2 protein-coding genes are annotated in these 2,581 nt (G+C 51.8%); both read left to right on the forward strand.

All coding sequences use genetic code 11. The features are described from left to right. Window positions 1-80: 80 nt before the first annotated feature. A complete protein-coding gene (locus tag F4X88_02215; protein MYA55085.1) occupies window positions 81-1,151 on the forward strand; it encodes an amidohydrolase in 1,071 nt (356 codons plus the stop codon). 49 nt (window positions 1,152-1,200) lie between these two features. Beyond that, entirely contained in the window at window positions 1,201-2,307 is a 1,107-nt protein-coding gene (locus tag F4X88_02220) for an amidohydrolase (GenBank protein MYA55086.1), read from the forward strand. Window positions 2,308-2,581: the final 274 nt, after the last annotated feature.

Below are 2,581 nucleotides of genomic sequence, written 5' to 3' on the forward strand. Positions count from 1 at the left end.
ACGAGCGCTACCTTCACACGGTAGAAGTCACTGGTTCAAATCCAGTACGCCCCATTGTTTGTCAAATTGAGGAGACGCAGATGGAAAGTAAGGATACCCCGAATTTCGTCCAAGCAGGGGTCAAGGCGATTGACTGCGACATCCATAACGAAGTCCCAACCTTACAAGCACTTTTCCCTTACATGTCTGATTTTTGGGTCGACTATTGTAGCACTTCCGGCTTTAGAGGTCCCGATGCAAATGACTATCCGCGTCAGGCACCGCTAACGACGCATCCCGATGCACCGTCTCCGTGGGATATGGATCTCGAACATGTTCGCGAACACCTGCTCGATGCTTGGAATCTCGAATACGGTATTCTCAACTGTGCCTATCGCGTGCAAAGCATTCACCAACCCGACCTCGCTGCAGCCGTCGCACAGGCGGTAAACGATTGGCAGATAGAACATTGGCTTGATCCCGAACCTCGCCTCCGTGGGTCTCTTGTGATTCCGAGCGAATTTCCAGACTTGGCTGCGAAGGAGATTGAGCGAGTCGGTGAGCATCCGGGGTTCGTCCAAGTGGTTCTCCCTGTGCGTTCACGTACCCCTTACGGTAACCGCATTTACAATCCGATTCACGAAGCCGCAGTCCGAAAGAATCTCGCTATCGGCATCAATTACGGTGGTGCTCCGGGCACCCAACCCTCTGCGACCGGTTGGCCCTCTACATTTATAGAGGAATATAGCGGGATGACACAGGTCTTCCAAGCCCAGGTGATTAGCCTCGTTGCGGAAGGCGTTTTCGACCAGTTCCCAGACCTGCGTGTCGTTCTGATTGAAAGTGGTTTTACGTGGCTTCCCGCTGTTATGTGGCGGATTGATAAAGAGTGGCGAGGACTCCGACACAATACACCGTGGGTGAAACGTCCGCCCTCCGAATACATGCGTAAGCACATACGGTTTACTTTACAACCGATTGATGCACCACCGACACCGAAACAACTTCTTCAGATTATCGGGCAATTGGAATCCGATGAGATGTTAATGTTTTCAACCGATTATCCGCATTGGCAGTTCAACACGCCTAACGATGCTTTCCCGACAGAACTACCGGGCACACTCGCTCGTAAAATTCTACACGAGAACGCCCGGGCCTTTTATCAACTGTAGGGGCGAGGCCCCCTCGCCCGTATCGCTGAGTCTTTTGGAGAAAAACGCAATGGAAAACACAACGACGAAACGTTCTAATGTAGGGCGCAGCTCGCAAGCCCATATTGCAAAGTCAGTTATTGATTGCGACATCCACAATTCTGTTCCCCCCGGCGGATTGTCTCCTTACCTATCTGAACGCTGGCAGGAGCACTACAAGACTTTCGGGCTCCGCGGCCGCATCGGCGGCTACTATCCGCGGGCACTCCTGAATGCCGCACGGCGGGATGCCTGGCCCCCCTCAGGACTCGCTCCGGGTGCAGATTTGGGGTTCATGCAGGAGCAATTGTTGGACGCATTCGATATTGAGTATGGCGTGCTTACCCCGCTTATGCCTGTGGGTGAACAGTTGAATCTTGAATTGGGTGCTGCACTTGCACGGGCAGTCAACGATTGGCAGGCCGCCGATTGGGTGGAAGTTGACCCACGCCTACGCGCCTCTATTGTCCCGCCTTATGAGGATGGAGATCTTGCGGCTGAGGAGGTCCATCGCTGCGGTCCCAACCCAGCGTTTGTTCAGCTCTTGCTCCTCGCACGGACGAGAGACCCGCTTGGAAATCGAAGATACTGGAAAATGTATGAAGCCGCCTGTGAGTATGACTTACCCATCGCTATCCACTTCGGAGGCAATCAGGGTCCCATTACAGGTGCCGGGTGGCCCTCCTATTACATTGAAGACCATGGCGGTATGCCACAAGCCTTTCATACCCAAGTCATCAGTTTCGTCATGGAAGGCGTGTTTGAGCGTTTCCCGACGCTCAAGATCGTCCTCATTGAAGGTGGATTCGCATGGCTCCCACCGCTTATCTGGCGACTGGATGCCACATGGGAGAAATTACGCGTGGAAGTACCAGACCTTAAACGGAAACCCTCGGAATACATCCGAGATCATTTCTGGCTCAGCACACAACCCATGGAAGAGCCACCGAAACGCGAGTATTTCGAGCAAATGCTTGAGCAGATGGACATGGACGATAAGCTCATGTTCGCCACAGATTATCCGCATTGGGATTTCGATTCTCCCGCCCGTGCGTTGCCCAGTTTCCTGAAACCGGAACTGCGTCGCAAGATATTAGCGGACAATGCCCGTGAACTCTACGCATTCGATAAACTGTAGGGCAATTTCCCTTTAAAATGGATAGGCGAGGTTTCCGAACCTCGCCTGACTACAGGATTATGTTGTTAATTGTAAGTATTACGATAGAATGTGTATAGATATTCAGTCCCGTAGGGACGGCATGTCTATAGCAGCATTTTCAAGAAAAAAATCCAAGCCCTATAAGGGCGGATTGTAAGTATTACGATAGAATGTGTATAGATATTCAGTCCCGTAGGGACGGCATGTCTATAGCAGCATTTTCAAGAAAAAAATCCAAGCCCTATAAGGGCGG

The organism is Candidatus Poribacteria bacterium (assembly GCA_009839745.1).
In the GTDB taxonomy this organism is placed as follows: domain Bacteria; phylum Poribacteria; class WGA-4E; order WGA-4E; family WGA-3G; genus WGA-3G.

Excerpts from the sequence above, each read along its gene's own strand:
- F4X88_02220 (MYA55086.1), top strand. The coding sequence starts at position 1,201 with ATGGAAAACACAACGACGAAACGTTCTAATGTAGGGCGCAGCTCGCAA.
- F4X88_02215 (MYA55085.1), top strand. The coding sequence starts at position 81 with ATGGAAAGTAAGGATACCCCGAATTTCGTCCAAGCAGGGGTCAAGGCG.